This window comes from Litoreibacter sp. GN1-5 (assembly GCF_055693805.1).
The window spans coordinates 2,740,285-2,762,081 of record NZ_JBVFUP010000001.1 but is presented as its reverse complement, the minus strand read 5'-3'; the positions used below and the strand labels follow the sequence as shown (position 1 = coordinate 2,762,081).

Sequence of the window (21,797 nt, the reverse complement as noted above, 5' to 3'; positions counted from 1 at the left end):
ATATACAACTCCGGTTTGACAATGGGCTGACCTTAGACCCAGACTAATCTGAGTACCACTTTGTTAGAGCGCATTTCATGGACATTTCACTTTTTCGCCGAAACCGGAATTACAGACTGCTTTTTTCGGCTTCAGCCGTTTCCAATCTTGGTGACGGTATATCGGCGCTCGCATTTCCATGGCTTGCCTCACTTGTAACGCGCGACCCTGTGTTGATCTCTTTGACTGCTGTTGCGACACGCCTGCCGTGGTTTCTGTTCACTTTGCCCGCTGGTGTCTGGACGGATCGGGCCGATCGTCAAAAACTGATGGTGCGTGCCGATATGTTTCGTTTTGTTCTGACACTGGGCATTGTTGCTATGATCCTGACCGGGCCAGTTCTCCCAATGCAAGATGATAGCGGCGCTTTGCCAATTATCCTTGCCTTGTCAGGGTTGGCCTTTCTTATCGGCAGTGCCGAGGTGCTGCGCGATAACGCGGCGCAAACGATGTTACCTTCGATAGTTGATAAGACGGATCTTGAACACGCGAATGGACAAATGTGGAGCATTGAACAAGTCATGGGGTCCTTCGTCGGCCCACCATTGGCAGGTGTCCTGATCGCCTTGGCCATTCCCCTGCCATTTACTGTTGACGCGCTAACATTCGCATTCGCAGCGCTTGCCGTTTGGATGATTATCTTGCCCACCCGTCCTGCCCGCGGTGCCACAGCAAGTTTTTGGGTCGAATTCCGCGAGGGCGCGTCCTGGATGTGGCGACATCCCTTCATCTTACGCTTAGCAATCATTCTGGGCATTCTGAATGCCAGCTACATGGCATCATTGACGATGTTGGTTCTGTTCAGTCAGGATATTCTGCAGCTAACCGCTTTTGGTCACGGAATCCTTTTGACAGCGGGTGCAGCTGGCGGCGTCATTGGTGGGCTCATCGCACCTACTGTCATCAAGAAAATCAGTGGAACCGCCAGTCTTCTTATCGCGTTGGGCATGTTCGCAACCGGGTACCTTTTGATCGCTGTAACCTCATCGCCTTGGGTCGTAGCCCTAGCACTTTTCATAGAAATGTTGGGAGCCATGCTTTGGAACGTACTTACCGTCAGCTACAGGCAGCGTATCATCCCCGATGACATTCTTGGGCGCGTGAACTCGATCTATCGGTTCTTCGGCTGGGGTATGATGCCCCTTGGTGCCATTGCAGGTGGCTTGATCGTCGCGTGGTTAGAACCTTCTATTGGTCGAGAAGCTGCACTTCGCGCACCTTACTGGACAGCCGCAGGGATAGTGTGTTGCCTTGGCCTTTTGGGAACATGGCTGCTGCGAATGCCAAAAGATCGACCGTCTTGACAAAAAAACGCCCGGCACAAGGCCGGGCAAGTCCAACAGGGAGGTGTCGCATCATTACCCTGACGCGACCAAGGGATTCGCTCTATACATTCAATCTATAGCCACCAGATTCGGTCACAAGAAGGCGCGCATTTGACGGATCTGGTTCTATTTTTTGACGAAGCCGATAAATATGGGTCTCAAGCGTATGAGTGGTAACACCTGCGTTATACCCCCAAACCTCGTGGAGCAGCACATCACGCGCCACAACACCGTCCGTTGATCTGTACAGAAACTTCAGGATATTAGTCTCTTTCTCGGTCAGACGGACTTTTTTATCGTCCTCGGTGATCAACATCTTCATGGCAGGCTTGAATGTATATGGCCCAAGCTGGAAAACGGCATCTTCCGATTGTTCATGCTGGCGCAGCTGCGCGCGGATACGGGCCAGAAGTACGGGAAACTTAAACGGTTTCGAGACATAATCATTCGCCCCGGCATCAAGTCCCAGAATTGTATCGGCGTCGCTGTCATGACCGGTCAGCATAAGAACTGGACATTTCACCCCTTGCTTACGCATCAGGCGGCACAGCTCTCGGCCGTCTGTATCAGGCAGCCCTACATCCAAAACGACAAGATCATAAATGGCTTCTTTAGCTTTCTCCATCGCGTGAGCGCCGTTATCAGCCTCGAACACGTCGAAATCTTCAGTCATCACAAGTTGTTCAGATAAAGCTTCGCGTAGATCATCGTCATCATCTACAAGTAAAATCTTTTTCAAAGTTGCCATAGGTCTAGTCCTTCCTAACTTTGATCATGAAAATGCGGATAAGAGACGCCGATCACAACTCACGCCGCCGTTATGTCACGGGCTCGTGTGACCAGGATGCCAAATGTTTCAAAATCCTTCCTTTCGCATTATGAAAAGGATGTGATTGTTACAAACGGAGCCGAATTATGTCACTGACACTCTCCATATCTGAGCGGATCGCACGGGCGCGAGCCGATTTGCGGATGGGCGTCCCAGTCATAATCAGCGGCACTCTGACGCTTGCTGCTGAAACATTGAGTTCAGACCGTTTGGCCTCGATCCGTCTGATGGGCTTACCTATGGCATTGGTCGTCACAAACTGGCGCGCGCAGACCCTGAAAGCGCGTTGCTACGATGGTGACATCGCCCGCATTATGATGTCAGAAGACGCGCCGTTGGACTGGGTGCGTGCCATCGCAGACCCGGCAGATGATTTGAACAGGCCGATGAAAGGTCCGCTTGCAACCCTGCGGGACGGCGATGCCGCACCAGCGCGCGCAGCAATCAACTTGATCAAATCAGCGCAGCTGTTACCAGCAGCGGTGACGCTTTCGCTAGATAATGGTGCGGAGTTCGCAGCGACTCACGAGTTGATCCACTTACCTTTGGAAGACCTGAAGACTGAACTTGAAACATCCAGCCCGTTGAAACCCGTTGTCAGTGCCCGCCTGCCGCTTGAGGTCAGCGAGGCAGGACGTCTGCATGTGTTCCGCCCTCACGACGGGGGGAGGAACATTACGCCATTGAAATCGGCACTCCATCTCGCAGCGTACCTGTTCTGACCCGGCTACATTCCGCCTGCTTTACCGGCGATCTGCTGGGCTCACTTAAATGCGATTGTGGTCCACAATTGCGCGGCGCTTTGGCACAGATGGGGGCTGAGGGGCAGGGCGTGTTGCTTTATCTCAACCAGGAAGGCCGCGGCATTGGGCTGGCCAACAAGATGCGGGCTTACTCCCTGCAGGATCAAGGCTTTGATACGGTTGAAGCGAACCACCGGCTTGGTTTCGAAGATGATGAGCGGGATTTTCGCATCGGCGCAGAGATTTTGCGCGCAATGGGTTTTGCGCAAATCCGCTTGCTTACGAACAATCCAGCCAAAGTCGCCATGCTGGCGGCGAACGGGCTTGAGGTGACAGAACGCGTTCCTCTGAAGGTAGGTGAAACCCGACATAATGCAGACTACCTTGCCACTAAGGCTGCGAAGTCGGGGCATCTTCTGTGACACCCTACGATTTGGTCGTAAACCGCTGGGGAACGCGGTTTATGGGGCGTCACTTTCCGTCAAGTATTGGTAAAGGGGGCTTAACACGCGATAAACGCGAAGGCGATGGCGCAACACCCGTTGGAACGCATCGGATTGTTGGTATGCTCTATCGCCCAGACAGGTTGGTCCGACCTGCGAATTGGGCCGTTCCGATCCGACTCGGTGATTTGTGGTCCGACGACCCGCAGCATGAGGATTATAATCTTATGGTCCGCGCGCCCTACCCATGCAGTCACGAAAAGCTACGACGGGCTGATCCGCTTTATGACATTGTGATCATCATAGACTGGAATTGGCCTTACGCAGAATATCGGCGCGGATCGGCGATCTTTCTACATGCCTGGCGTAAGCCACGACACCCGACCGAGGGATGCGTGGCCTTTCGCCAAGATCACCTGCGCTGGATTGCAGAACGGATCAGATATAAGACAAGGGTAATTGTCAGCTAGGCCGCGCCCCGAAAATGGCAGAACCGACGCGGATGCAAGTTGCACCGTGTGCGATAGCTTTCTCAAAATCGCCACTCATACCCATGCTGAGTTCCGATAGGTCAGTCTGGTCAACCAATTGTTTAAGCAAAGCAAAATGCAGGCTGGGGTCTTCATCTACGGGTGGTATGCACATCAGGCCAATTATGGGTAAATTTAAAGCCCGACACTCTGCCGCAAAAGCTTCCGTATCTTCCGGCATGACCCCGGCTTTCTGGGGTTCTTTGCCCGTGTTGACCTGAATGAACAGTTTTGGGCAATGTCCGATCTCATCTCGGATCATGGCCATGCGTTTGGCAAGCTTCAGACGATCAAGCGTGTGGATCACGTCGAACAATTCCATCGCCTGACGGGCCTTGTTTGATTGAAGCGGGCCCAGAAGGTGCAATTCTACTTCATCGAAGCGCGTTTTGAAATCAGGCCACTTCCCGGCAGCCTCCTGCACCCGGTTTTCGCCAAAGATGCGGTGGCCCTGGGTCAGAACGTCCTCGACCCGATCGTTGGGTTGCAGTTTAGAAACCGCAATCAGCTTGGTGCTGCCAACTACCCGCCCTACACGACGTTCTTCGGATTGAATGCGGTCAGTTATTTCTGACAGGGACATTATACGCTCCGTTTCTTTAACTGACACCTATCAGCCACAGAGCGCCCCAAAAGAAAAGAGCGGACCCGAAGGCCCGCTCTCTCTTATTCCAAATGATTTGGGTAAGCTTAGAAGCTCAGGCCCAGACCAAGGGAGACTGTTTGTCTATCAGTGGAAACACCAGCAGCATCAGTTACATCACCATCACCATAGCCGAAGTGCACAACCGCACCGCCGCCAAGGTCATAAGCAGCAGATAGACCAAAACCGTCTGATTCTGATCCATCACCAAAGTCAAACACACCGTAGTTTGCATGCAAAGTTAGTGCACCGGTTGTGTAACCTACACCAATGCTGGCGTGATCGGAGTCAGCAATTGTCAAAACATCGCCATCAACATAGGTTGCACCAATAGCTAAACCATTATTGAACGTAGCTGTTGCACTTACACCCAAGATATCAACATCTGTAGCCAGTCCATCAATAGATTGATAACCAAGACCCAGATCAATGTTAGCACTTGCCAGTTCAATAGAGTATTTCAGACCGATTCCGAAACCATCTGTTTCTCCTGCGGGTGCAAGATCAGCAGGATCAAGGCCAGTATTACCTCGGTCAGTATCGCCTTGCTCATAAGACAACGCGAAACCAAACGCACCAGCTGAGTAGTCATAACGCAAAATCTGACCATCTTGACCTGCTGCACCATCATGGTAAGCGCCAAAATAACCAGGGTGAGTGGTCTCATCGTCAGAAATAGAACCACCGTTATTAACATTACCAGCCTCGGTCAAAGCCCAGTCCATAGCACCATCAGTGTCACCCAAAGTGACTGTACCGAATGAACCAGAGATGAATATTTCTTCACCACCTTCGGTTTCAGGATTGAATGCTTCATCATCGCTTGACTCATCTAAGTCAATAGAAGCGCCAAATGTCAAACCACTGTCTGTTTCACCAGACATTGTGAACGTAACATCAATGTCAGAAAAGAACTGTGCAGATACATTGTCAACATTGGTATCAGCGATACCCATCTCGGCACGGCCGGACAGTTCGACGTCAGCAGCAGCTGCGCCAGCGAAGGCGACCAGAGCTGTTGATGCAAAGAGAACTTTTTTCATCGTTTTCCCTCAATTTCATAGTTTTGCTCAGCTCAAATCGGGGAATCCGAATTGAGTATGGGTCTATTTCTACATCCTAACCGTCAGATGCAAGTCATCTTAGACGAGATGAATGTGTCTTTAGGAAATTGATGCAGCTTTGCCACAGCATGTTGTGGATAAGTTCAATTAAGCCCTAAGTATTCTTTCTTGTCCGTCCCCGCAGGCTCGGGTATCAGGTGGAAAGCGTAGAAATCCCGGGGATTCAAGCAATATGCTCAAGATCGGTACAGTTAAATTTGTGATGGTTGGCGTTCTTGCCTTTAGTCTGGCGGCGTGCGGCGGGCGTGCCGGGGGGATTTTCGGGCGCAACAATACGGATGATGGGTTTACCCGAAGCTCTGACAGCGCGGCCCAGACCACCGCTAACGAACGTGGCAGCACGATATGGGACCTATTTCAGAACAATGAAGACCCGAATGTGACATTGCGGGTGAACAAATATCTCTGGAATGCGTCGCTGGATGTCCTGAATTTCATGCCGGTTGAGGCCGCTGACCCATTCACGGGCACTATTGCAATGGGTTATGGCGCACCGCGTGGCACAAACAGGGCTTATCGCGCAACAGTCTATATTACCGACCCGGCGCTCGATGCCCGGTCTTTACGGGTAGCTTTGCAATCGCGTGGCGGCGGACAGGTCAGCACAGAAACCGTGCGCGCCATTGAAGATGCCATCCTGACCCGCGCCCGGCAGCTAAGAATCGCAGATACGAAGCTATAGACCTGACTTTACTTCGCATTTATGACAAGCGCCGGGTCTAATAACCCGGCGTCTTTCGCTTAAGGAACCTTCTATGTCACGCTATAATGCCCGTACAGTTGAACCAAAATGGCAAAAAGCCTGGGAAGACGCACAAAGTTTCTTTGCCCGACGGGATGCGGATAAGCCGAAATACTACGTGCTAGAAATGTTTCCCTACCCGTCTGGCCGTATCCATATGGGCCATGTACGCAACTACACCATGGGCGATGTCATTGCGCGCTATAAGGCGTCTTGTGGCTTTTCAGTGTTGCACCCAATGGGCTGGGACGCGTTCGGGATGCCAGCCGAAAACGCTGCCATGGCGTCAAATGCCAGCCCGAAGGAGTGGACTTACAACAATATCGCCACAATGCGCGACCAGATGAAACCGCTGGGGCTTTCTATTGATTGGACCCGCGAATTTGCGACCTGTGATCCAGAATATTACGGACAACAGCAAGCCCTGTTTCTTGATATGCTGAAAGCAGGTCTGGTCTATCGAAAAAATGCTGTGGTCAACTGGGATCCGGTAGATATGACCGTTTTGGCCAATGAACAGGTGATCGACGGTAAGGGCTGGCGGTCTGACGCCCCTGTAGAACGGCGCGAACTGACCCAATGGTTCTTCAAGATATCCGATATGGCAGAAGAACTACTAGAGGCGCTGGACGGGCTGAAGAATTGGCCTGAAAAAGTGCGTTTGATGCAGGCAAACTGGATCGGAAAATCGCGTGGCATCGACATTACATTTACCCGCCGTGACGGGGAGGGCAGTATCATTTGCTACTCCACCCGCCCGGATACAATGCGTGGAGCAAGCTTCTTGGCCATCGCGCCAGATCATCCTGTTGCTAAGGCTTTAGAGTCAGACAGGCCTGACCTTGCTGCTTTCATAGATGAATGTCGCAACATGGATACCACCGAAGCGGCACTGGAAAAAGCTGAGAAAAAAGGCATCGATACAGGTATCCGCGTGGCTCACCCGGTTTATCCTGACCGCGACCTACCAGTGTGGATTGGTAATTTCGTTCTGATGGATTACGGCACAGGCGCAGTATTCGGCTGTCCTGCCCATGATCAACGCGACCTCGATTTTGCGCGGAAGTACGGCCTGCCGGTGCAAAACGCGTTTTATAAGCCAGACGATACCTCAGACGTACAGAACGAAGCATTGGTGCCCGAAAAGACCGAAGAAGTGATTTATATAGATCATTTTGCCGGTATCGAACGCGCAACAAGCCTTGAAGGCATTGACGCCACTATCGATTATTTTGAGGCTCACAATCTTGGGACAGGAAAAGTTCAGTTCCGCCTGCGGGATTGGGGTCTGTCCCGGCAACGCTATTGGGGCTGCCCGATCCCTGTGGTCCATTGTGACGCCTGCGGGATTGTTCCGGAAAAGAAAGAGAACCTGCCGATCAAATTGCCGGACGATGTTAGTTTCGAGGTTCCGGGAAATCCTTTGGACAGACACCCAACGTGGCGCGACACAGCTTGCCCAAATTGCGGAAATTCCGCACAGCGCGAGACGGATACGATGGACACGTTCGTGGATTCGTCATGGTATTATGCGCGCTTCACAGCGCCTCATGCCAAGACACCAACTGATGCCGAAGATGCCGCATATTGGATGAATGTGGATCAATATATCGGTGGGATCGAGCATGCGATCCTGCATCTGCTGTATTCCCGGTTCTTCGCGCGTGCGATGCACGTCACCGGACACCTGCCTAAAAAAGCCATAGAGCCGTTCGATGCCCTGTTCACCCAAGGCATGGTCACACACGAAACCTATTCGACAGCGGTTGCCGGCAGCGACACCCGCCGCGCGTGGCATCTGCCGGAAGACATCATACGGAGCAATGAAGGCCCAAAGCTGGCAGATGGCACACCGGTCGACATCGGGCCTATTATAAAAATGTCAAAATCCAAGAAGAACGTGATCGACCCAACCGATATCATCGATCAGTTTGGTGCAGATACCGCGCGCTGGTTCATGCTGAGCGATTCGCCTCCGGAACGAGATGTCGAATGGACTTCTGCCGGTGCAGAGGCGTCGTGGAAGCACTTGCAAAGAGTCTGGCGCATGGTCGCGGAGCTACCTGAAGGCGATGACACCGATACTGATCTGGAACGGATCACCGCCCGCGCCATCCATGACGTCACGCAAGGTATCGAGAGCTTTGCATTCAACAAATCTGTGGCCGAACTTTACGCATTCGCAAATGCCATCGCCAAATCAAAGGCCGGTCCCGGCGCAAAACGGACGGCACTGAAGGTTCTGGCACAACTTATGTCGCCAATGACGCCACATTTGGCCGAAGAAATCTGGGCCCATCTGGGTGGTGAAGGGCTGATCGCCAGTGCGCCTTGGCCCAGCGCGAATGCCGCACTTCTGGTTGAAGATACGATTACCTTGCCGATTCAAGTCAACGGTAAACGGCGGTCTGAAATCGAGGTGCCGAAGGACATGCCCAAAGAAGAGGTTGAAAAACTGGCGCTGGCGGATGAGGCTGTTCTTAAGATACTGAACGGTGCCCCGCCCAAGAAAATGATCGTTGTCCCAGGTCGTATCATCAATGTTGTCATCTGACCGCCGCATCTTCCTGCTTTCACTCACAGCCTTGGCTGGCTGTGGGTTTCAGCCGATTTACGGGAATAACGGCACAGCAAATGATCTAAAGGGATCAATCCTTGTGGATACTCCGACCACGCGGAACGAATTTACCTTGGTCGAACATCTGGAAAAACGGATCGGACGTGCACAATCACCAAAATATGGCCTGAAAGTTATTCTCGACGTTCAGCAGCAAGGCATTGGGGTATCGGGCTCCAACGATATTACCCGGTATAATGTACTTGGAACAGCAAAGTTTGCGCTGCGTGATCTTGTGACGAACGATATTATGCTTGAGGACAACGTGAACACATTCACGTCCTACTCTGCCTCTCAACAAGCAATCTCTACCCGAGCCGCTGAACGTGACGCGCAGGCACGGCTAATGGTCGCGCTGGGGGATAAGATTACATCGAAACTCCTGATCAACGCCGGACGGATTTAGATGAAACTGAACGCCCGTGATGCCCGTGCTTATTTCGCAAAGCCGGATCCAACACGCACAGGGCTACTGATTTACGGCCCAGATACTATGCGTGTCGCCCTCAGACGTCAGGAAGTGATCGCTGCTCTGATCGGGCCACAAGGCGAAGAAGAGATGCGCCTGACCCGCATACCTGCATCAGATCTGCGCAAAGATCCAGCAATGCTATCCGACGCCATCAAAGCGCAAGGGTTCTTTCCTGGTCAGCGTGTCGCCTTTGTCGAAGAGGCCGGTGATGGGCTAGCGAAAACCATCGAGGCGGCCCTGAAAGACTGGCAACAAGGTGACGCGACGGTGATTGTCACTGCTGGCCAGCTAACCCCGCGCGGCGCCTTGCGTAAACTATTCGAAAACCATCCAAACGCTTACGCGACCGCTATCTATAATGACCCGCCCGGGCGCGCTGAGATCGAAGCAAGTTTAGCCAAGGCAGGCCTAGCCAACATTCCTCAAGACGCCATGGCAGACTTATCGGATCTGGCCCGCACGCTTGATCCGGGTGATTTCCGTCAAACACTTGAAAAAGTGAGCCTTTACAAGCACGGGGATACAACGCCGCTTACATCCGAGGACATTGCAGCCTGTGCGCCTAACACCAGCGAAGCCGCATTGGACGACGCGTTAGACATCGTAGCAGAAGGCCGCGTGGCCGAGATCGGCCCGATCCTGTCGAAACTGGAAGGCCAAGGCATTCAGGCCGTACGTTTGTGTATCGGGGCGACTCAGCATTTCCGCAAACTGCATATAGCCGCAAGTGATCCCAAAGGAGCAGAAGCCGGGCTGATGCGAGCCCGTCCACCAGTGCCCTACATGCGCAAAGATCGGTTGGCACGGCAGGCAAATGCATGGGGCCTACACCGGCTCGAGACAGCCTTGCGGTTACTAACGGACACAGACTTGCAACTACGATCAGCATTGCCCGTTCCTCATATGGCTCTGATGGAGCGAGCACTGATCCGTCTAGCGATGATGGGCCGTCGATAACTGGGGTCATTTACAGCGGTGGAGAAAGAAATTTGATGACTGACAGTGCAAGCCGCATCACAATCAACACACCCGTAAGATTTAACGATGCACATCCCGAAAAAATTGACGTTGTCATTATCGGCGGCGGGGTCATCGGTGTGTTTAGCGCTCTTTACCTCGCCCGAATGGGTAAACGCGTCGTCATCTATGAAAAGGGCCGCATCGCAGGTGAGCAATCATCGCGAAATTGGGGCTGGATACGACAGCAGGGTCGGGATCCTGATGAATTACCAATCATGATGCAGTCGCTCGGGCTATGGCATGAGATCAACAAAAAAACGAAGGATCAATGCGGAGTTGCCACAGCACCTGTGAATTATTTGGCAAGCACAGAAGCGCAGGCAGCAAAGCATGAAAACTGGATATCCGTAGCCCGTGAGCACGGTTTGACTTCCAGGATTCTATCAAAGGCAGAAATTGCAAATATTTTCTCGGATCAGTCCGATGAAAGATGGATCAGTGCCGTCAGCACCCCAAGCGATGCGCGCGGTGAGCCTTGGGTCGCTGTGCCTACAGTTGCAAAGCTCGCGCATGACGCAGGGGTGAAAATTCGAGAAAACTGCGCAGTCCGTTCTCTGGATATTGTTGCCGGAAAAGTAGGCGGCGTCGTGTGCGAGGATGGATACACCGCCTGTGAGCAGGTGGTTTTGGCAGGCGGTGCATGGTCATCACTGTTTGCCCGCAAGCACGGCATTATCTTACCACAACTCACCGTTCGCGGAACGGTCGCACAAACTGCTCAATTGCCTGAGTTCACATCACAGACCTCTTCAGATGACCAGTTGGCCTTGCGGCGACGGCGTGATGGCGGCTTCACGCTGGCGATTACAGACAGGCATGGGTTTTATCTGGGCCCGGATGCGCTGCGGCACTTTCGACCTTATGTCCCGATACTGAAAGAAAACTGGAAAGGTATCGACATGCAACCGCGCGCGCCTGCCGGATTTCCAGACGCTTGGCGGACGGAAAGATCATGGGCGGATGATCAAATTTCGCCTTTTGAGAAAACGCGGGTTCTTGAGCCGCAAGCCGATGAGAAATATGTCCGACTCATGGTCAACAGATTCGCGGAAAGGTTCCCGAAAGTTGGCGCTCCGGTCATTCTGAACAGTTGGGCGGGTATGGTTGATGCGATGCCGGATGCCGTTCCGATTATTGATCATGTTCGTGCATTATCGGGGCTGGTCGTAGCAACCGGCATGAGCGGGCACGGGTTCGGAATTGGGCCAGGCTTCGGCCGAGTTATTGCGCGGATGGTTTCAGGACAAAAGCCCGAACATAATTTGAGCCGCTTCCGAATGGATCGTTTTATAGATGGGAGCCCTTTGAAATTAGGTCCGGCCCTTTAGGTAAGTGCGAGGCAAAGCTTCAGTTACCTACGGGCGAATAAATCGGTGTTTCGGAATTACGGCGATTGGGGTGAGTTCCACCAAGAAGTCCTCGTGACCCAAGCCTGCAACCATTACCGATGTTGAGACCGGTTCATGTCCAGAACGTAGATACTCCGTTCGCACCTTCTGAATGATCGGAAGCTGGGACCGGTCAGTGAAATAGGTTGTGATGGAGATAATATCCGAAAGCTTGCCGCCGACTTTTATTAGCAGTTTTCGTGTATTATCGAAAATCTGGCGGGTCTGTGCCTCGACATCTCCTTTGCCGACAACTTTTTCTTCTGTTGTCCACGCAACTTGTCCAGTCAAATGAACCACGACGCCTTCATCCTGTATGACACCCATCTGAAAGCCGCGATTTCTGGACTGCCAGACATTATCGACTTCAAAGCCAGAAGGCATAAACATCTCCTTCCCTGCATTTTCGAATATACAAAAGCTTTCATACGACAGTCTCCACCACTTATGGACCTGTATGGCGTAGTTTTGTTCACTCATTCTCACGCAAAACTGCTCCGGCGAGATAAAGTGAGCCGCAGATCAGAATACGCGCGCATGGCGCAGACCTGGTGATCTCGGCAATTGCACTTCCGACATCCAGGGCAGTTTTGGCATCCAACCCTGTATCGCGGGCAGCTTTGGCTGTGTCATCTGCGCTGAGTGTCGCTTGTTCGCCTGGAATTGAGACAGCATACAGAGTTTCTACCAATCCACGTAGAGGTCGCATGTAGCCGCACACATCCTTGGTATTGAGCATGCCGCAGATTAAATACGTCGGTTTTGAAGGAAGCGTTGCCAACGCTTTTGCAAGTGCTAAACCAGCGGCGGGATTGTGACCGCCATCCAACCACAACTCAGCCGAACCCGCGGCCTTGACCAGCGACCCATTTTTCAAACGCTGCAGACGGGCGGGCCAGTGGGCATTTATCATCGCAGCTTCATACGCAGCATCACCCATATCAAAATAGCGCAAAACAGCGATGGCAGAGCCAGCATTTTGTATCTGGTGATCCCCCAACAAAGCAGGAAGGGGTAGATCAAGCAGGCCACGTTCGTCCTGAAAGACCAATCGTCCACGTTCTGTCGTCACATGCCAATGTTGCCCGTAGATTTGCAGGGGCGCGCCAACACTGGCTGCGCGGGTCTCGATCACGTCAAGGGCTGCATCTTCCTGAGGGCCGACGATGCATGGACTACCGTGTTTAAGAATTCCTGCCTTTTCCCCTGCAATCTCAGACAGTGTATCCCCCAGATATTGCTGGTGATCGATGGAAACAGGCGTGATCACAGTCGCAGCGGGCGTGTCAATGACGTTGGTGGCGTCCAGACGGCCGCCCAAACCAACCTCTAGCAAACAATAGTCAGCGGGCGTTCGGCTGAAAGCCAACAAAGCCGCGACAGTCGTTATCTCAAAATAGGTGATCGCAGCATCGCCATTGGCATCATAGCATTCGTCCAGAATGGCCGTCAGTGCAGGTTCAGAAATTAGCTTCCCAGCCAGCCGGATACGCTCATGAAACCGTGCAAGATGGGGGGACGTATAAGCATGAACCGTTTTGCCTGCGCCTTCCAGCCCCGCGCGGATCATTGCCTGAGTTGACCCTTTGCCATTTGTACCAGCTATATGGATCACCGGTGGCAAATTACGTTCAGGGTGGCCCAGCGTATCCAGAAGCCGCCAGACGCGATCAAGAGTCAGGTCCATGACCTTAGGGTGCAGCGTCATCATCCGCTCAAGGATGGCATCGCTGGAGAAGTTGCTCACGCCTTGGGTTCCGCCTCGACCATATCTGCTTCGGGCAGAACGATGACGTCTTTCTCTGGTTTTTCGGCAGGGGGGGCAAATCACCTTTAACAGCGGGGGTATCACCCATGAGCATACGGATGATTGTCACCAGCTCATCTTTCAGATTTTTACGATGGGTCACGCGGTCAAGCATCCCATGATCCAGCAAATACTCTGCGCGCTGAAAGCCTTCGGGCAATTTTTCACGGATTGTCTGTTCGATCACGCGCGGACCCGCAAAACAGATCAAGGCATTCGGTTCGGCGATATGCACGTCGCCCAACATAGCGTAAGAAGCCGTAACACCGCCGGTGGTAGGATGGGTCAGCACAACGATATAAGGCAGGCCCGCCTCTTTTAGCATCTCGACAGCAACCGTGGTACGCGGCATCTGCATCAGGGACAGAATTCCTTCTTGCATGCGCGCGCCGCCAGCGGCAGAGAATAGAACAAGCGGACGTTTCATTTTCACTGCCTGTTCGGCGGCTGCGATAATCGCATTGCCAACATACATCCCCATAGAGCCCGCCATGAACGAAAAGTCCTGACACGCCGCAACAATTGGCGTTCGCATGACTTCGCCATGGGCAACCAGCATGGCTTCCTGTTCGCCTGTGTTTTTGCGGGCTTCTTTCATACGGTCCGGATACTTCTTCTGATCCCGGAATTGCAGCGGGTCCGCAACAGGTTCTGGCACCTCAACCTCAGAGAAAATCTCGCCGTCGAACAGGGCCTGAAACCGTTCCCGCGGTGTAAAGGCCATATGATGATCGCAATTAGAACAGACGTTCAGATTATCTGACAATTCCCGGTGAAACAGCATGGTGCCGCATTCGCCACACTTGGTCCAAAGGTTTTCCGGCACCTCGCGGCGTGAAAACAGCGAGTTGATCGTTGGCCGGACGTAGTTGGAAATCCAGTTCATGAAGTGCCTCTAATCCAGTTTCAATCTGAGATAAGCCTCAGCCAAAGGAAATGCAATCAGCGGCGCAGCAAACGCCGGATAATAAACCACACAAAGATAAGGGTAATAATGTCCAGTACCAATAGCGGTGCAACGATTGAGACATCGTCCATAGAAAAGGGTGCTAGATAAAGGCTCAGACCAGACATCTGATCCGGCACCGCGACCAGAAACAGGGCAAAGAAATTATTCACAAAATGCAGTGCTATCGCTGCACCAAGATTGCCCGTGATCCGGGTTAAATCAGCGGCCGCCAACCCGAATGTACCTGTCGCCGCAATGATCAACGCGGCAAGAATCGGGTCAAGTTCGGGGTTGTAATGGCCTGCGGCAAATAAAATCGCCGGGATAAGAAACCAGATCAATGGAGAACGGAACCGTGCGGCAAGCTGTTGCATGAGATAACCACGAAACACCAACTCTTCCGAGCTGGTCTGGATCAGCAATAGTGGCACCGCCAGAGGCATGTAGGCAAGCCAGTCCTGAAAGGACAGGTTTGGTGTAACCGCGGTGCCGAAAACGGTCGATGAGGCCAGAAAAATCAGGACAAACAGAACAGCGCTGATCAGAAAGGTTTTCACCCCATCCCTAAGTGTCGCTGAAAGCGGCCCGATCAGGGATGCCAATCCCCGCCAGTGCCAAAACCCTGCAAAAACAGCCGCGACCGCCATGCCAATGAAGGTCGCAAGTACGACAAACATGGTTTGTGGATCGTTGGGGGTCTGGAGCTTTGACATCAGCTCGATCGTCGACTCGCCATAGATCACCGCTGCAATGAGTCCGATCAGCATGATGCAAAGAAAATAAACCACAAGCAGCGTGACGCAGCCCAGAAGAAGACGCCAAATTGCCGGATAGGCTTTGGCCTTGGCGATATACGCCTCAAATTCAGGGGTTCTTTGCATCATGTCGCTTCCGGGTTTCAAATTTAGGTCACGCTACCTGTGCATGGGATAGGGTGCAATCACGCTTGTGCCTGTTGGCGCTGAGTATTATTCCCAATGACGACTCTGAGGGAGGCCAAGATGTTGAAGAAACCTACCGACAAGACCAAACTACCAAGCCGCTATGTGACAGAAGGACCAAGTCGTGCGCCGCATAGATCTTATTTCTACGCGATGGGACTTGGGGATGAAGAAATTCACCAGCCTTTTGTTGGAGTAGCAACATGCTGGAATGAAGCTGCTCCGTGTAACATTGCGCTGAACCGGCAGGCGCAGGCAGTCAAGCTGGGAGTCAAACAAGCCAATGGCACACCTCGGGAATTCACCACGATCACGGTGACAGATGGCATTGCCATGGGGCATGAGGGAATGCGGTCGTCACTGGCATCGCGCGAAGCGATTGCTGATACGGTTGAATTGACCATGCGCGGACATTGCTATGACGCGATTGTGGGTCTTGCCGGGTGTGACAAATCCCTGCCAGGCATGATGATGGCAATGGTGCGACTGAATACACCGTCGGTTTTTATCTATGGTGGTTCGATCCTGCCGGGTCGTTTGAACGGTAAAGACGTGACCGTGCAGGACGTGTTCGAGGCGGTAGGAGAACATCAGGCAGGCAATCTGTCAGATGCAGCCTTAGCAACGCTAGAGCGGGTCGCCTGCCCAAGTGCAGGTGCATGTGGCGGGCAGTTTACTGCCAACACGATGGCTTGTGTTTCAGAGGCTATCGGACTTGCCTTGCCGAACTCATCCGGCGCACCCGCGCCTTACGAGTCACGCGATCACTATGCAGTCGCCTCGGGAGAGGCAGTGATGAACCTACTGGACAAGAATATCCGCGCCCGTGATGTGGTGACACTGAAATCCCTGCAAAACGCCGCGCGTGTGGTGGCCTGTACAGGCGGGTCAACCAATGCCGGTCTGCACTTGCCTGCGATTGCCCATGAAGCAGGGATTGATTTCAACCTTGAAGATGTCTGCGAGATTTTCCGTGACACGCCCTACTTCGTCGACCTGAAACCGGGTGGTCAGTATGTCGCAAAAGATCTGTATGAAGCAGGCGGTGTGCCTGTTGTGATGAAAGAGTTACGCAAAGCCGGCCTGATCCACGAAGATTGCATGACTGCGACAGGGTATTCCATCGGCGAAGAGATCGACCGCGTGACGCTGGAAGCAGATGGGAAGGTCATTTATTCCATCGCAGAGCCTTTGTCCAAAACTGGTGGCGTAGTCGGTCTGAAAGGCAACCTTGCACCTGATGGAGCAATCGTAAAAATCGCTGGTATGGGCGAAGATGATATCGTCTTTACCGGCCCCGCCCGCGTGTTCGAATGCGAAGAAGATGCATTCGAAGCTGTGCAGAAGCGTGCTTATGAAGAAGGCGAAGTCATCGTGATCCGCAATGAAGGTCCCGCTGGCGGGCCAGGGATGCGCGAGATGCTTTCGACCACGGCAGCCCTGTCCGGTCAGGGTATGGGTAAAAAAGTAGCCTTGATTACGGATGGCCGTTTCTCGGGCGCGACACGCGGGTTCTGTGTGGGCCATGTAGGACCGGAAGCTGCCCATGGCGGACCGATTGCGTTGCTGAAGGATGGTGATGTGATCACACTGGATGCTGTGAAAGGCGAGATCAGCGTTGAGTTGACCGAAGAAGAGCTTGCCGCGCGCAAAGACGGTTGGAAAGGCCCACGCGAAACAATTTATGCCTCGGGTGCTTTGTGGAAATACGCCCAACTTGTAGGGCCAACACGGTTGGGGGCTGTGACTCATCCGGGTGCAAAGGCAGAGCGACACGTCTATATGGATATATGATCCAGACGTAACCGTATATCTGAAGCTATTCATGGTTTGCCCATGAATAGCTTCAACAGCCCGTCCTGTTAGCTGAACCCACTGTTAAGACTACGTGATTAATGATAGCTCTGAATGAGGTCGAGGGAAGGTCAAACACCCGCGATGATGAAACGCGTCAAAGATTTGATATGGCAAAAACTGCACGATAACAGCCTAAAACGCTGGGCAAGAATCGCGGGCACAGCTCAGGACGCCGATATTTTCGAACTGCGCCAACTACGCAGCCAAATTCGACATATGCGGCAGGTCATCGATGGCGCAAACAATGTCATAGAAGGCCAATTAGCACTGCCCGGAGCAGGCTCAGACACGATGCCCAGACCTGCGCATTCCGACTGGACTCACCGGCCCGAACTTTGGCGCGGACCGATCTCTCCAAGCGGATTTGCAGCAGTTGCCGACCGAACGCGCCTTGGAACTATGTCGATGATATATCATGACTGTCGGCAATCTGAGCTGACAGTGCGCCAGATACAAAACCGCCGTGAAGTCGATCTCGCACCTTTTGGGCTTCATCTTGATATATTCCAATTTGATGGCAACTTTCTGTCCCTTGCGCTGAACCTGCCCGATACTGCGCTTGAGGGTTTACGCAGCACACATGTTCTTGCGATGAAGGTCGAGATTGAAGCAGAGAAGCCGTTAGAGATATATGCACGGCTGAACATAAAATCTGGCCCGAATACCCAACAAAGAACCGAACAACTGCCTGCCAATACACCAGAAGCATTGGTAGAGTTTGATCTGGCGCATATGAATTTGCATGAACAGCGGTTAGAACGAATATGGATGGATATAATTTTCAATGATCCTGCCATGAATGGGATTACGTTGCGCGATGTGACCTTCAACCGCCGACCTCGTGCCGGATATTGAGGACTGCGCCTGATGACTAATTTGACTCTGACCAAAACGCGCATTTTAAGCGGCAGATATGAAGGTGTTCTGACAGCACAGACCACCGAACCCCCTAACTTGACGGCCCACTGTCTGGATCAACAACTTGGTGATCTGTCAATTACGCAGGATAAGACGGTCGACCGCACTTGGGTCGTAACTTTGTCGTTGCCCTTGGAGTTTCTGAGTGATGGCGTACATACTGTTCTGATCGTCAATCAAGCCACAGGTGATACGCTCGACAGTTTTTCGATCATCACTGGTGAGCCTTTGGCAGAAGACCTTCGCACCGAGATCAACCTGCTACGATCAGAGTTGGACATGCTGAAAAGGGCGTTTCGCCGCCATTGCAATGAGACAACCGGGTGACGCGGCGTTCTGAGTGACGTTAGCGTCAACTTGCGGCAGGTTGTTAAAAAAGGAGGCGCATAATGACCGATTACCCCCACCTTCTGGCTCCGCTTGATCTGGGTTTCACCACATTGAAAAACCGGGTGTTGATGGGCTCGATGCATACCGGCCTTGAAGAAACGAAGGACTGGAATCGCGTCGCCGAATTCTATTCAGAACGCGCGCGGGGTGGGGTAGGGTTGATGGTCACAGGCGGCATGGCCCCGAACCGCGAAGGTGGCGTGTATCCCGGTGCCGCGGGGTTGTTCTCGGAAGATGATATAGCCAACCACCAGATCGTAACTGACCGCGTACATAATGCAGGCGGTAAGATCGCGATGCAAATCCTTCACGCTGGGCGTTATGCCTATGGGCCTGAATGTGTCGCACCATCGGCTATCAAATCGCCGATTTCCCCTTTCCCACCGAAGGAGCTGGACGAAGACGGTATCGAAAAACAGATTGCTGATATTGCTGAGGCAGCCTCCCGTGCACGCAAGGCGGGATATGACGGTGTCGAAGTCATGGGCTCAGAAGGGTATTTTCTGAACCAGTTTCTTGTGACCCACACCAACAAGCGCGAAGATCGTTGGGGCGGACCTTATGAAAACCGTATGCGCCTGCCAGTAGAGGTGATCAAACGCGTGCGCGCTGCTGTGGGTGATGATTTTATTGTGATCTATCGGCTGAGCATGATTGACCTGATCCCCGACGGGTCAACCTGGGATGAAGTCGTGATGCTGGCTCATGCGATTGAGGCAGCTGGCGCGACGATAATTAACACCGGAATAGGTTGGCATGAAGCGCGGATTCCGACGATTGCCACGTCGGTCCCACGCCGTGCGTTTACATGGGTCACTAAGAAACTGATGGGCGAAGTTGGCATTCCGGTAATCACATCGAACCGGATCAATACGCCAGAGGTCGGGGAACAGGTTTTGGCAGATGGCTGCGCCGATATGATCAGCATGGCGCGGCCCTTTCTGGCGGACCCGCACTTTGTTACCAAAGCGGCCTCGGGAAAAGCAGATGAAATTGCGCCCTGTATTGCCTGCAATCAGGCCTGTCTGGACCATACGTTCAGCGGCAAGATGAGCAGCTGTCTGGTGAACCCTCGCGCCTGCCATGAAACAGAGCTGACGATCTTACCCGCAGAAACTGCAAAAACTATTGCCATTGTCGGGGCAGGGCCTGCTGGCCTGTCCACGGCACTTACTGCCGCAGAACGGGGGCATAAGGTGACCCTGCTTGATAAGGCAGACCAACTTGGTGGCCAGTTGAATATGGCACGTATGGTTCCCGGCAAGGAAGAATTTCATGGGCTGGTTGAGTGGTACAAGACCATGGTTGCAAAAGCCAGGATTGATCTGCGGCTAAAAACGGAAGCTACCCCTGACATGCTTGCGCCATTTGACGAAGTGATTATCGCCTCTGGCGTTTTACCTCGGGATCCCGATATTCCCGGTCAAGATAATCCGAATGTGCTGTCCTATATTGACGTGCTACGTGGCAAGGCAGAGGTTGGCAAACGCGTGGCGATTATCGGTGCTGGTGGTATCGGGTTTGATGTCGCTGAATATTTAGCGACGGATGACAGTCCGACCGAAGATCTGGATGCATGGTTAGCAGAATGGGGTGTCACTGATCCCGCTGAAACACGGGGCGGCATAGCGACAGATGGTCCAAAACCGGACGCGCCAGTACGCCAGATTGTGCTGTTACAACGCAAATCTGAAAAACTGGGCAAACGTCTGGGCAAGACCACAGGTTGGATTCATCGGGCTGCGTTGAAGATGAAAGGCGTCGAAATGATTGGCGGCGTTAATTATGAACAGATAGATACGAATGGATTGCATGTTTCCTTCGGTGAAGCGCGGGAAAATGCGAAGCTGATCGAGGTTGATACGATCGTGTTATGCGCCGGTCAGGTGCCTTTGCGTAAATTGGCTGATGAGCTGATTGAACAAGGTAAAACACCCCATATCATCGGAGGCGCAGATGTCGCAGCCGAGCTGGACGCCAAGCGCGCTATTGATCAAGGCACGCGTTTGGCAGCGTCCTTATAGTCAGGTTTTACTACTCCAGACCGGCAGAATATCATTTTGCGCTGGTACTGCGGCGTAAACACCTCGCGCGATGGCCCGCGACAAGCACAGTGCTGCGGCATGGCCGATCTCCATAACCTGATCCGCATCGGCTTGGCCCTTCTGACCAGTAGCAGCTGAGAAAACCAGATCACCGTCCATCGGTGTGTGTGCTGGCAAAATGGCCCGCCCGATCCCATCTTGTGCGGCAACCGCCATACGCATGGCCTGCGCTTTTGTTAGCGCAGCATCAGTTGCCACTATGGCAATCGTTGTGTTGCCCTGATCGCCGAACAGATCAGATTTCAAAGGCAGAGGCAGTGTACAAATATCGCTGCGTATATCGGGGCCAATATCACCATATTCGCCCCCAACCTCGAACTGGGCCGCCCAGAAATGATTTGTTCCGGGGGTCGTAACACTGCCAAACGCGTTCACGGCGACTAAAGCACCAACTGTGATGCCACTATCCAGCACGAACGACGCAGAGCCTAGCCCACCTTTCAGGGTCGCTGTTGTAGCCCCCATACCCGCGCCAACTGTTCCGATCTCAAAATCATAGGCTGCGGTCTGAAAAGCCTTGTAACCAAGGTTACAATAAGGGTTTTCATCCCAACCCTTTTCGCCGCCATTGATCAAATCGAACAGAATGGCAGCTGGGACCAGAGGGACGCAGACATCTCCAACCTGAAAACCGCGCCCCGACTGTCTTAAAGCATCGACAACACCAGATGCCGCATCCAACCCAAAGGCGGAACCGCCAGACAAAACCAGAGCGTCTATAGCTTCAACTGTTTTATCCGGGGCAAGCAGATCGGTTTCGCGTGTGCCCGGTGCACCGCCCATAATATTCACTGATGCGACGAATGGCACATCAGCAGTCAGCACTGTCGTACCGGATTTCAAGTGCTCATCTTGCGCGTTGCCAACACGCAGGCCAGCCACATCTGTGATCAGGTTTTTTGGCCCAGGTCGCAT

The 21,797-nt window shown here is 52.9% G+C and carries 19 protein-coding genes and 1 pseudogene; 12 read left to right on the top strand and 8 right to left on the bottom strand.

The window, feature by feature from the left end; all coding sequences use genetic code 11:
- The first annotated feature begins 77 nt into the window (after positions 1-77).
- Positions 78-1,343, top strand: a complete 1,266-nt coding sequence (locus ACZ1HF_RS13785; protein ID WP_472658051.1) for an MFS transporter — start codon at positions 78-80, stop codon at positions 1,341-1,343.
- Between the two features lie 82 nt (positions 1,344-1,425).
- Here ACZ1HF_RS13785 and ACZ1HF_RS13780 read toward each other — a convergent pair whose 3' ends face one another.
- Positions 1,426-2,112, bottom strand: a complete 687-nt coding sequence (locus ACZ1HF_RS13780) for a response regulator transcription factor (RefSeq protein ID WP_472658050.1) — start codon at positions 2,110-2,112, stop codon at positions 1,426-1,428.
- Positions 2,113-2,279: 167 nt separating this feature from the next.
- Between ACZ1HF_RS13780 and ribA the strand changes: the two are divergent.
- Both ribA and ACZ1HF_RS13770 read left to right on the top strand, forming a co-directional pair.
- Positions 2,280-3,358 (top strand): annotated as a pseudogene (gene ribA / locus ACZ1HF_RS13775) (GTP cyclohydrolase II).
- Positions 3,355-3,849 (top strand): L,D-transpeptidase family protein, encoded by a 495-nt coding sequence (locus ACZ1HF_RS13770; RefSeq protein ID WP_472658049.1) that lies wholly within the window; start codon positions 3,355-3,357, stop codon positions 3,847-3,849. Before ribA ends, ACZ1HF_RS13770 begins: the two are co-directional and overlap by 4 nt.
- Here the strand turns inward: ACZ1HF_RS13770 and ACZ1HF_RS13765 are convergent.
- Positions 3,842-4,492: a YggS family pyridoxal phosphate-dependent enzyme gene (locus ACZ1HF_RS13765; protein WP_472658048.1), complete on the bottom strand. Its 651-nt coding sequence runs from the start codon at positions 4,490-4,492 to the stop codon at positions 3,842-3,844. The two genes, ACZ1HF_RS13770 and ACZ1HF_RS13765, sit on opposite strands and share 8 nt — an antisense overlap.
- A 107-nt stretch (positions 4,493-4,599) precedes the next feature.
- Positions 4,600-5,595, bottom strand: coding sequence for a porin (locus ACZ1HF_RS13760; protein WP_472658047.1), 996 nt, complete (start codon positions 5,593-5,595; stop codon positions 4,600-4,602).
- A 253-nt stretch (positions 5,596-5,848) separates the two neighbouring features.
- On the opposite strand from ACZ1HF_RS13760, the gene ACZ1HF_RS13755 reads away from it, so the two are divergent.
- The 5 genes from ACZ1HF_RS13755 to ACZ1HF_RS13735 all read left to right on the top strand — a co-directional run bounded on the left by ACZ1HF_RS13755 (position 5,849) and on the right by ACZ1HF_RS13735 (position 11,855).
- On the top strand, positions 5,849-6,358 hold the full coding sequence (locus tag ACZ1HF_RS13755; RefSeq protein WP_472658046.1) for a DUF3576 domain-containing protein: 510 nt from the start codon (positions 5,849-5,851) through the stop codon (positions 6,356-6,358).
- Positions 6,359-6,431: 73 nt separating this feature from the next.
- Positions 6,432-8,972 carry a leucine--tRNA ligase gene (gene leuS / locus ACZ1HF_RS13750; RefSeq protein ID WP_472658045.1) on the top strand — a complete coding sequence of 847 codons (2,541 nt, stop codon included), beginning with the start codon at positions 6,432-6,434 and terminating at the stop codon, positions 8,970-8,972.
- Positions 8,959-9,441, top strand: coding sequence for an LPS assembly lipoprotein LptE (gene lptE, locus ACZ1HF_RS13745; RefSeq protein WP_472658044.1), 483 nt, complete (start codon positions 8,959-8,961; stop codon positions 9,439-9,441). The genes leuS and lptE overlap by 14 nt, the downstream gene beginning before the upstream one ends.
- Positions 9,442-10,464, top strand: a complete 1,023-nt coding sequence (holA, locus tag ACZ1HF_RS13740) for a DNA polymerase III subunit delta (RefSeq protein ID WP_472658043.1) — start codon at positions 9,442-9,444, stop codon at positions 10,462-10,464. It begins immediately after the preceding gene.
- A gap of 35 nt (positions 10,465-10,499) precedes the next feature.
- Positions 10,500-11,855, top strand: a complete 1,356-nt coding sequence (locus ACZ1HF_RS13735; protein WP_472658042.1) for an NAD(P)/FAD-dependent oxidoreductase — start codon at positions 10,500-10,502, stop codon at positions 11,853-11,855.
- A 27-nt stretch (positions 11,856-11,882) separates the two neighbouring features.
- Here the strand turns inward: ACZ1HF_RS13735 and ACZ1HF_RS13730 are convergent, their stop codons facing one another.
- From ACZ1HF_RS13730 to ACZ1HF_RS13715, 4 genes are read right to left on the bottom strand one after another with little or no spacing between them, the layout of a single operon-like run.
- A complete protein-coding gene (locus ACZ1HF_RS13730) occupies positions 11,883-12,395 on the bottom strand; it encodes a RidA family protein (protein ID WP_472658041.1) in 513 nt (170 codons plus the stop codon).
- Positions 12,388-13,626, bottom strand: coding sequence for a bifunctional folylpolyglutamate synthase/dihydrofolate synthase (locus ACZ1HF_RS13725; protein WP_472659052.1), 1,239 nt, complete (start codon positions 13,624-13,626; stop codon positions 12,388-12,390). Before ACZ1HF_RS13725 ends, ACZ1HF_RS13730 begins: the two co-directional genes overlap by 8 nt.
- A 4-nt stretch (positions 13,627-13,630) precedes the next feature.
- Positions 13,631-14,608 carry an acetyl-CoA carboxylase, carboxyltransferase subunit beta gene (accD, locus tag ACZ1HF_RS13720; RefSeq protein WP_472658040.1) on the bottom strand — a complete coding sequence of 326 codons (978 nt, stop codon included), beginning with the start codon at positions 14,606-14,608 and terminating at the stop codon, positions 13,631-13,633.
- Positions 14,609-14,664: 56 nt separating this feature from the next.
- Positions 14,665-15,555, bottom strand: coding sequence for a lysostaphin resistance A-like protein (locus ACZ1HF_RS13715; RefSeq protein ID WP_472658039.1), 891 nt, complete (start codon positions 15,553-15,555; stop codon positions 14,665-14,667).
- Between the two features lie 117 nt (positions 15,556-15,672).
- On the opposite strand from ACZ1HF_RS13715, the gene ilvD reads away from it, so the two are divergent.
- The 4 genes from ilvD (at position 15,673) to ACZ1HF_RS13695 (ending at position 20,801) form a co-directional block, all read left to right on the top strand.
- Positions 15,673-17,406, top strand: a complete 1,734-nt coding sequence (gene ilvD / locus ACZ1HF_RS13710; protein WP_472658038.1) for a dihydroxy-acid dehydratase — start codon at positions 15,673-15,675, stop codon at positions 17,404-17,406.
- 144 nt (positions 17,407-17,550) lie between these two features.
- A complete protein-coding gene (locus tag ACZ1HF_RS13705; RefSeq protein ID WP_472658037.1) occupies positions 17,551-18,324 on the top strand; it encodes a DUF6478 family protein in 774 nt (257 codons plus the stop codon).
- 12 nt (positions 18,325-18,336) lie between these two features.
- Positions 18,337-18,714, top strand: coding sequence for a hypothetical protein (locus tag ACZ1HF_RS13700; RefSeq protein WP_472658036.1), 378 nt, complete (start codon positions 18,337-18,339; stop codon positions 18,712-18,714).
- A gap of 62 nt (positions 18,715-18,776) precedes the next feature.
- The gene (locus ACZ1HF_RS13695) at positions 18,777-20,801 is read left to right on the top strand and encodes an FAD-dependent oxidoreductase (RefSeq protein ID WP_472658035.1); all 2,025 of its coding nucleotides are present in this window, start codon (positions 18,777-18,779) and stop codon (positions 20,799-20,801) included.
- Here ACZ1HF_RS13695 and ACZ1HF_RS13690 read toward each other — a convergent pair whose 3' ends face one another.
- The gene (locus ACZ1HF_RS13690) at positions 20,802-21,797 is read right to left on the bottom strand and encodes a P1 family peptidase (RefSeq protein ID WP_472658034.1); all 996 of its coding nucleotides are present in this window, start codon (positions 21,795-21,797) and stop codon (positions 20,802-20,804) included.

Bases quoted from the DNA above. Each gene is read 5' to 3' on its own strand.
- ACZ1HF_RS13785 (WP_472658051.1), top strand. From the start codon at position 78: ATGGACATTTCACTTTTTCGCCGAAACCGGAATTACAGACTGCTTTTT.
- ACZ1HF_RS13780 (WP_472658050.1), bottom strand. From the start codon at position 2,112: ATGGCAACTTTGAAAAAGATTTTACTTGTAGATGATGACGATGATCTA.
- ACZ1HF_RS13765 (WP_472658048.1), bottom strand. From the start codon at position 4,492: ATGTCCCTGTCAGAAATAACTGACCGCATTCAATCCGAAGAACGTCGT.
- ACZ1HF_RS13760 (WP_472658047.1), bottom strand. From the start codon at position 5,595: ATGAAAAAAGTTCTCTTTGCATCAACAGCTCTGGTCGCCTTCGCTGGC.
- ACZ1HF_RS13755 (WP_472658046.1), top strand. From the start codon at position 5,849: ATGCTCAAGATCGGTACAGTTAAATTTGTGATGGTTGGCGTTCTTGCC.
- leuS (WP_472658045.1), top strand. From the start codon at position 6,432: ATGTCACGCTATAATGCCCGTACAGTTGAACCAAAATGGCAAAAAGCC.
- lptE (WP_472658044.1), top strand. From the start codon at position 8,959: ATGTTGTCATCTGACCGCCGCATCTTCCTGCTTTCACTCACAGCCTTG.
- holA (WP_472658043.1), top strand. From the start codon at position 9,442: ATGAAACTGAACGCCCGTGATGCCCGTGCTTATTTCGCAAAGCCGGAT.
- ACZ1HF_RS13735 (WP_472658042.1), top strand. From the start codon at position 10,500: ATGACTGACAGTGCAAGCCGCATCACAATCAACACACCCGTAAGATTT.
- ACZ1HF_RS13730 (WP_472658041.1), bottom strand. From the start codon at position 12,395: ATGAGTGAACAAAACTACGCCATACAGGTCCATAAGTGGTGGAGACTG.
- ACZ1HF_RS13725 (WP_472659052.1), bottom strand. From the start codon at position 13,626: ATGATGACGCTGCACCCTAAGGTCATGGACCTGACTCTTGATCGCGTC.
- accD (WP_472658040.1), bottom strand. From the start codon at position 14,608: ATGAACTGGATTTCCAACTACGTCCGGCCAACGATCAACTCGCTGTTT.
- ACZ1HF_RS13715 (WP_472658039.1), bottom strand. From the start codon at position 15,555: ATGATGCAAAGAACCCCTGAATTTGAGGCGTATATCGCCAAGGCCAAA.
- ilvD (WP_472658038.1), top strand. From the start codon at position 15,673: ATGTTGAAGAAACCTACCGACAAGACCAAACTACCAAGCCGCTATGTG.
- ACZ1HF_RS13705 (WP_472658037.1), top strand. From the start codon at position 17,551: ATGATGAAACGCGTCAAAGATTTGATATGGCAAAAACTGCACGATAAC.
- ACZ1HF_RS13700 (WP_472658036.1), top strand. From the start codon at position 18,337: ATGACTAATTTGACTCTGACCAAAACGCGCATTTTAAGCGGCAGATAT.
- ACZ1HF_RS13695 (WP_472658035.1), top strand. From the start codon at position 18,777: ATGACCGATTACCCCCACCTTCTGGCTCCGCTTGATCTGGGTTTCACC.
- ACZ1HF_RS13690 (WP_472658034.1), bottom strand. From the start codon at position 21,797: ATGCGACCTGGGCCAAAAAACCTGATCACAGATGTGGCTGGCCTGCGT.